This is a genomic window from Curtobacterium sp. P97, from assembly GCF_023712445.1.
Taxonomy (GTDB): Bacteria; Actinomycetota; Actinomycetes; order Actinomycetales; family Microbacteriaceae; genus Curtobacterium.
Map to the genome: position 1 here is coordinate 196,417 of NZ_JAMAYF010000007.1, position 7,446 is coordinate 203,862.

Annotated in this window: 7 protein-coding genes; 3 read left to right on the plus strand and 4 right to left on the minus strand. The window is 71.9% G+C overall.

Translation table 11 applies throughout. The annotated features are described in order from the left end of the window. Window positions 1-180: 180 nt before the first annotated feature. Window positions 181-1,890: a glucose-6-phosphate isomerase gene (pgi, locus tag M3677_RS09895; protein WP_066656051.1), complete on the minus strand. Its 1,710-nt coding sequence runs from the start codon at window positions 1,888-1,890 to the stop codon at window positions 181-183. A 234-nt stretch (window positions 1,891-2,124) separates the two neighbouring features. Between pgi and M3677_RS09900 the strand changes: the two genes are divergently transcribed. Both M3677_RS09900 and M3677_RS09905 read left to right on the plus strand, forming a co-directional pair. After that, a complete protein-coding gene (locus tag M3677_RS09900; RefSeq protein ID WP_251154425.1) occupies window positions 2,125-2,688 on the plus strand; it encodes a hypothetical protein in 564 nt (187 codons plus the stop codon). Further along, window positions 2,688-2,882, plus strand: coding sequence for a hypothetical protein (locus M3677_RS09905; RefSeq protein ID WP_251154424.1), 195 nt, complete (start codon window positions 2,688-2,690; stop codon window positions 2,880-2,882). Before M3677_RS09900 ends, M3677_RS09905 begins: the two co-directional genes overlap by 1 nt. Window positions 2,883-2,947: 65 nt before the next feature. Here the strand turns inward: M3677_RS09905 and M3677_RS09910 are convergent, their stop codons facing one another. Genes M3677_RS09910 through M3677_RS09920 form a run of 3 tightly spaced genes read right to left on the minus strand, consistent with a single transcriptional unit; the run spans window position 2,948 to window position 5,763 of the window. Then, window positions 2,948-5,215, minus strand: coding sequence for a cation-translocating P-type ATPase (locus tag M3677_RS09910; RefSeq protein WP_066656056.1), 2,268 nt, complete (start codon window positions 5,213-5,215; stop codon window positions 2,948-2,950). After that, window positions 5,212-5,430: a heavy-metal-associated domain-containing protein gene (locus tag M3677_RS09915; protein ID WP_066656057.1), complete on the minus strand. Its 219-nt coding sequence runs from the start codon at window positions 5,428-5,430 to the stop codon at window positions 5,212-5,214. Before M3677_RS09915 ends, M3677_RS09910 begins: the two co-directional genes overlap by 4 nt. Window positions 5,431-5,460: 30 nt before the next feature. Beyond that, window positions 5,461-5,763, minus strand: coding sequence for a metal-sensitive transcriptional regulator (locus M3677_RS09920; RefSeq protein ID WP_066656058.1), 303 nt, complete (start codon window positions 5,761-5,763; stop codon window positions 5,461-5,463). A 284-nt stretch (window positions 5,764-6,047) separates the two neighbouring features. Here M3677_RS09920 and M3677_RS18420 point away from each other — a divergent pair, with 284 nt between their 5' ends. Continuing rightward, window positions 6,048-7,241, plus strand: a complete 1,194-nt coding sequence (locus tag M3677_RS18420) for an AraC family transcriptional regulator (protein WP_066656061.1) — start codon at window positions 6,048-6,050, stop codon at window positions 7,239-7,241. Window positions 7,242-7,446: the final 205 nt, after the last annotated feature.

The window sequence follows — 7,446 nt, forward strand, 5'->3', positions numbered from 1 at the left end:
TGGTCGCACGCCCGCCGAGTCTCGCGCAGGCGGACGTGTTCGCGGCCCTCGAGCCGCGAAGGTGTCCGCGGGGCCGAGTCTCGGGGCCGAGGCCGCCCCGCGGCAAGCGCGACCACGCACCGGACGGGAGGCGCGGTGCCAGCTGGCACCGCGCCTCCCGTCCGTCGTCAGGTGCGTGGGCTACTCGCCGCGCAGCTCCAGGTACTTGGCGATGAGCGCCTTCGTCGAGGAGTCCTGCGACGCGAGCGCGTCCTGGTCGCCGTCGACCGCCGGGGCGATCTGCAGCGCGAGCTGCTTGCCGAGCTCGACACCCCACTGGTCGAACGAGTCGATGCCCCAGATGGTGCCCTCGGTGAACACGATGTGCTCGTAGAGGGCGATGAGCTGACCGAGCACGCTCGGGGTGAGCTCCGGCGCGAGGATCGACGTCGACGGCTTGTTGCCCGTGAAGGTGCGGGCCGCGACGATGCCCTCGTCGGTGGTGCCCTCGGCGCGGACCTCGTCGGCGGTCTTGCCGAACGCGAGCGCCTTGGTCTGCGCGAAGAAGTTCGCCAGGAACAGCGCGTGGACGTCCTGGCCCGGCTGCACGGCCTTGCCGTCGCCCGACTCGTCCTTGAGCGGACGCGCCGGCTTCGCGACGGTGATGAAGTCCGCCGGGATCAGGCGGGTGCCCTGGTGGATGAGCTGGTAGAACGCGTGCTGGCCGTTGGTGCCCGGCTCGCCCCAGAAGACCTCGCCGGTGTCCGTCGTGACGGGCGAGCCGTCCCAGCGGACGCGCTTGCCGTTCGACTCCATCGTGAGCTGCTGCAGGTACGCGGCGAAGCGGTGCAGGTACTGCGTGTACGGCAGGACCGCGTGGCTCTGCGCACCGAGGAAGTTCGTGTACCAGACGTTGAGCAGACCCATGAGGACGGGGACGTTCTGCTCGAGCGGCGTGGTGCGGACGTGCTCGTCGACGGCGTGGAACCCGGCGAGGAACTGCTCCCAGTTCTCCTTGCCGATCGCGATGACGACCGAGGTGCCGATGGCCGAGTCGACCGAGTAGCGGCCGCCCACCCAGTCCCAGAAGCCGAAGGCGTTCTCGGGGTCGATGCCGAACGCGGCGACCTTGTCGAGCGCGGTCGAGACGGCGACGAAGTGCTTGGCGACGGCGTTCGACTTCTCGTCGTCCGACGCGTCGGTCAGGCCGAGGCGCTCCCACAGCCACTGGCGGGCGAGACGGGCGTTGGTCAGGGTCTCGAGCGTGCCGAAGGTCTTCGACGCGACGATGAAGAGCGTGGTCTCCGGGTCGAGGTCGACGGTCTTCTCGTAGATGTCGGCGGGGTCGATGTTCGAGACGAAGCGCGCCTCGAGGCCCTCCTGCACGTACGGCTTGAGCGCCTCGTAGACCATGACCGGGCCGAGGTCGGAGCCGCCGATGCCGATGTTGACGACGGTCTCGATGCGCTTGCCGGTGACACCGGTCCACGAGCCGTCGCGCACCTGCTCGGCGAAGGCGTAGACCTTGTCGAGCGTGGCGTGCACGTCGGCGTCGACGTCCTGGCCGTCGACCACGAGCGCCGGCTCGATGCCCCGCGGACGGCGGAGCGCCGTGTGCAGGACGGCGCGGTCCTCGGTCACGTTGATGTGCTCGCCGGCGAGCATCGCCTCGAAGCGCTCGGCGACGCCGGTGTCCTTCGCGACCTGGAGCAGGGCGGCGAGGATCTCGTCGTCGACGAGGCCCTTCGACAGGTCGACGGTCAGGTCGGCGGCCTGGAACGTGTAGCGCTCGGCGCGACCGGGGTCGCTGTCGAACCAACCGCGCAGGTCGGGGGTGAATCCGTCGGCGATGCCGGCGAGCTTCTTCCAGCCGTCGGTCGATGTGGGGTCGACGGGAGCGGATTCGGTCACTTCGGTCCTCCTGGGTACCTTCTGGACGTACTGGACCGCGGGTCACCGCAGCGCTGCGTCGCGGACCACGTCCGAGCGTAGTGCCGCAGCAGTGCGGTTGCGCACAGCTCGGTGGGGCGAAGCGGCGTAACAACTCGTCGTACTGAGATTTCACACTTCAGAATCGACGTTCCGACCCCTACGGTCAGGAGTCCGGGGAGCACTCAGCTCTCGGACCCCAGAGGAAGGAATCGCATGTCGAAGGTCAGGACGTCGCTCGCCATCAGCGCGACCAGCGTCGCACTCGTCGCCGCAGGGCTGATCGCTGCCCCTGCAGCCAACGCCGCAGACACCACCGCGGGCGCGCAGGGCGCTGCTGCCAGCGCCGACGCGTTGCAGCACTTCACACCCGCTCAGATCGACGATGCGATCGAAGAAGCCCGAGCTGGCGGCTACGTCGAGCGGCAGACGGTCGACGACGACGGGAGCATCCGCACGACCCTGGACCTCGGGCAGGGAATGACCTTCGATCTCGTCCAGGAGGGTCCGACATCGCGTCTGAGCGCCGGTCGGGACAGCAGGGGCACGTACGTGGCGTTCAACAGCACCGACCAGAACCTGATCATCAGCGGAGCAGCATTCGGGCTCGGTGCCGGACTCTGCGCCATCAGTGCGGGAACGTTCTGCGTCGTCGCCGGCGCGATCCTGACCGCCGCGACCGTTGCGATCACCTCGAACGGAGGAGTGCGGTGCAGCGGCGGCAAGGCTCTCCGGGTCTACCCGTTCGCTGGCGGCAAGGTCAAGCCGCGCTGCGCCTGATGAGCAAGCGCGCAGTCTGCGGGGTTGCCTCGAGCGTCCCGTTCGCCGTCGCCGTCAGTCTCGTCCTCGTGGGCGTCGGGTCCGTACTCGCCAGCTCCGACTCCTGGCTCGGGAAGCTCGCCCTGGGGGCCGCTCTCTTCGTCGGGATCGTCCTCACCGGGTTCGCGGTGCGGAGGCACCAGCGACGCAGATGACCGACGGACCACCGTGATCGGCTGTCCCCGCGCCCCCGGAAGGGCGCGGGGACACTCGTCGGGCGTCAGCCGAGGGCCCGGAAGCGACGCAGGCGCAGACTGTTCGTCACCACGAAGACGGACGAGAACGCCATCGCCGCACCCGCGAGCACCGGGTTCAGCAGGCCCGCCATCGCGAGCGGGATCGCCGCGACGTTGTAGGCGAAGGCCCAGAACAGGTTGCCGCGGATCGTGCGGAGCGTCGCCCGGGACAGCCGGACCGCGTCCGCCACGACGGTGAGCCGACCGCTCACGACGGTGATGTCGCTCGCGGCGATCGCCGCGTCGGTGCCGGCCCCCATCGCGATGCCGAGGTCCGCCGCCGCGAGCGCCGCCGCGTCGTTGACCCCGTCGCCGACCATCGCGACCGTCCGCCCCTCGGCCTGCAGTCGCCGGACGGTCTCGAGCTTCGAGGCCGGGGTCGCACGGGCGTGCACCTCGTCGATGCCGACGCGCGCCGCGACGGCGCGCGCGGCGCCCTCGTTGTCCCCGGTGAGCAGCACCGGGCGCAGGCCGAGCGCGACGAACCGCCGGACGGCCTCCGGCGCCTCGGGCTTCACCGTGTCGCCGACGACGACGGCGCCGAGCACCGAGCCGCCCCGGCCGACGAGGACCGCGGTCCCGCCGTCCGACTCGGCAGCGGCGACCCGCGCGGCCAGCGCCTCGTCCACCGGCAGTGCCCAGGCCTCCGCCAGCCACCGGGCGGTGCCGACGACGACCACCTCGCCGTCGACCACGGCCTGCACGCCCGCGCCCGGCGTCGCAGCGAACTGCTCCGCGACCGGGACGTCGAGTGCGCGGTCCCGCGCGGCCCGGACGACCGCACGCGCCACCGGGTGCTCGGAACCGTCCTCGACCGCCGCCGCCACCGCGAGCAGCGATCCGTCGGCGTCCGGTGCGCCGTCGACCGGCAGGACCGCCGTCAGGCGCATCTCCCCGGTCGTCACGGTGCCGGTCTTGTCGAGCACGATCGTGTCCACGGCGCGGGTGCGTTCGAGCGCCTGGGGGCCGCCGATCAGGATGCCGAGCTGCGAGCCACGACCCGTGCCGACGAGCAGCGCGGTGGGCGTCGCGAGCCCGAGGGCGCACGGGCAGGCGATGACGAGCGTCGCGACCGCGGCGGTGACGGCAGCGGTCAGGGACCCGCCGGCGACGAGCCACCCGACGAACGCGACCACGGCGAGGCCGATCACGACGGGTACGAACACGGCGGAGACCCGGTCGGCGAGTCGCTGCACCGCGGCCTTGCCGGTCTGGGCGTCCTCGACGAGGCGTCCCATCCGGGCGAGCTCGGTGTCGGCACCGACGGCGGTGACCTCGACCACGAGCCGACCACCGACGTCGATGGTCGCGCCGGTCACACGGTCGCCGGGTCGCACCTCGACCGGGACCGACTCACCGGTGAGCATGCTGAGGTCGACGGCTGACGAGCCCTCGCGCACGATGCCGTCGCTCGGGATCCGCTCCCCCGGTCGGACGACGACGACGTCACCGACGACGAGCGACGCGGCGGACACACGGGTCTCGACGGGACCGGACGGCCCGTCGCGGAGCACCGACGCGTCCTTCGCGCCGAGCTCGAGCAGCGCGCGCAGCGCCGCCCCGGACCGCTGCTTCGCCCGGGCCTCCATGTACCGGCCGGCCAGGATGAAGACCGTCACGGCCGCGGCCACCTCGAGGTAGAGGTCGCTCGCCTCGGGGTCCGTGGCGAACCACGAGAAGGTCATGTGCATGCCGGGGGCACCGGCGTCGCCGAGGAACAGTGCGTACAGCGACCAGCCGAACGCGGCGACGACGCCGAGGCTGACCAGGGTGTCCATGGTCGCGGCGCCGTGTCGGGCGTTCACCCACGCGGCACGGTGGAACGGCAGCGCTCCCCAGACGGCGACCGGTGCCGCCAGTGCCAGGGCAGCCCACTGCCAGTTCGGGAACTGCAGGACCGGCACCATCGAGAGCAGGACCACGGGCAGCGCCAGGACGGCGGAGACGACGAGCCGCTGCCGCAGGGGCGCGGTCGCGGCGTCGGGACCGGTGGCGTCGTCGACGTCGTCGGCAGAGCCCGGAGTCGGCTGCCGCACGTGGACGGTCGCCCCGTACCCGGCGGCCTCGACCGCCGCGACGAGCGCCGCGGTGTCGACCGTGTCCGGGTCGGTCACCGACACCTGCGCCTGCTCGGTCGCGTAGTTCACGGTCGCGGAGACGCCCGGCAGCTTGCCGAGCTTCCGCTCGACGCGGTTCGCGCACGAGGCGCAGGTCATCCCCGTGATGTCGAGCTCGACGACGCCCTCGCTCACCGGGACACGACCTCGTACCCCGCCTCCGCGATCGCGCCGCGGAGGGCCTGGTCGTCGATCCGGTGGTCGGACGTGACGGTGACGGACGACGACCCGCCGGGCACGAGGTCCACGGTGACGTCGGTCACGCCGGCGAGCTCGGAGACCTCCTCGGTCACGCTCGCCACGCAGTGCTCGCAGGTCATCCCGGTCACGGCGACGGTCTCGGTGGTCATGGGTCCTCCTCGGTGTGTGGTGCGGTGGGGTCAGGAACGGACGAGTCGGGCGATGGCGTCGCTCGCCTCGCGGACCTTCGCGTCGGCGGCGTCGCCGCCCTCGGCCACGGCCTCGGCGACGCAGTGGCGCAGGTGGTCCTCGAGCAACGACAGGGCGACCCGTTCGAGCGCCCGGTTCGCCGCGGAGATCTGGGTCAGCACGTCGATGCAGTACGTCTCGTCCTCGACCATGCGCGCGATCCCGCGGACCTGCCCCTCCGCGCGGCGCAGCCGCTTGAGCAGGTCGTCCTTGTCCTCGATGTACCCGACGTGTGCGTGCGGTGCTGCTGGCATCCTGACCTCCATCCCCCCCAACAGGGTACCCCCCTGGGGTATTTCGTGCTCGTCGATCCCTCGGGAGGCGCAGAGTTGTCTGAGAATTCGTCATTGAGGGGCGGGATCGCTCGTCGCTGCGGGCGAGGGTCGGCGCGCGCCGACGGATCCCCGCCGTGGCGCGGATCGAGCCGGTACCCACCGGACGGGAGGCGCGTGTCGCGGCCGCCACGGGCCTCCCGTCCGGCAGCGCCCACCCGGGACGCGGAAGCGCGCATCCCGGACAGTGCTGGCATGATGCGCGGGTGAGCACCTCGTCGACGAACGGTTACCGCCGCCTGCGGTTCACCGAGAGCGACGGCACCGACTACGGCCGGATCTTCTCGGCCGAGTACAACGGCCGCGACCTCGGTACCGAGACCTACGTCGCCGAGGGCACCCGGTACGAGTACACGATCGTCGGCGACGACGACGTCACGCTCCGCACCATGCGCGCCGAGGGTGGACGGCGCGGTGGCGTTATCGGCCCGCGCAACGACCACGTCGTGTTCTGGCTCACCCGCGGACGCCTCGAGATGCACTTCGCGGACCGGACGCGGGTGATCGAACCGGGGAGCCCCTACATCGCCTCGGCGTCCGAGGCGTACCGGTTCGAGTCCGCCGACACCGTCTACAACGGCCTGCACGTGTCGGACCCGTTCCTCCGGTCGGTCGGCGCGGAGCTCGGCTACCGCCTGCCGGACGGCCCCCTGCTGTTCGACCAGCAGGACGAGGCGATCGCCCGGCGCGAGCCGCTCCGCCGCCTGGTGCAGGACCTCGCGCCGGCGCTGCTCGACGACCGCGTGGTCGGTCCGATGCGCACGGCCCTGAACCGGCGGCTCGCGGTGGTCGTCCTCGACACCTTCCCGATCCGCAACCGGGGCCAGGACGTCCCGGTCGCGAACCGGCTGCGCGACGCGGTCCGCCACATCGAGGCACACGCACAGGACCGACCGTCCGTCCCCGAGATCGCGGCCGCGTGCGGACTGAGCCAGCGCGGCCTGCAGGACGTCTTCGCGCGGACGCTCGGCACCACACCGAACCGGTTCATGCGCGACCACCGGCTCGACTGCGTCCGTCGTGAACTGCTGCGCGCCGCCGGCGACGAGGGCGTGACACCGGTCGCCCGACGATGGGGCTTCACCAACCCCGGCCGTTTCGCCGCGGCCTACCGGGAGCGCTTCGGTGAGGACCCCGCGGCGACCCTGCGCGGCTCACGGGCCGCGCGACCCGACTCCGGCCGGACGTCCTGGCGGGTCCGACGTGCCGTCGCGCACATCGTCGAGCACGCCGACGGCGACCTGACCGTCGACGAGATCGCGGACGCTGCGGGGGTGCGTCCCCGCCGGTTGCAGCAGCTCTTCCGACAGGAGTGCGGACTGTCGCCCATGGCGTACGTGCGCTCCGTGCGGGACGCTGCGTCGCGCAACACCGGGGCCGGTATCGGCGGCACCGGCTGACCCTCCGCCGTCGGGGTACACGGAGAACCGGCGTTCTGGCGCTTTCCCTGAAGGAGCGCTGAATCCCACCGGACCCGTGTGACGAATCTCGGTGTCAGCCCGTCTCATCCGTGAACAGCAACCGCTGGGAACGAGTCCCGGCGGGTCCTCGAAGGGAGACACCAATGGCTGACACCACCACCACCTCGACCACTCCGGCGACCGC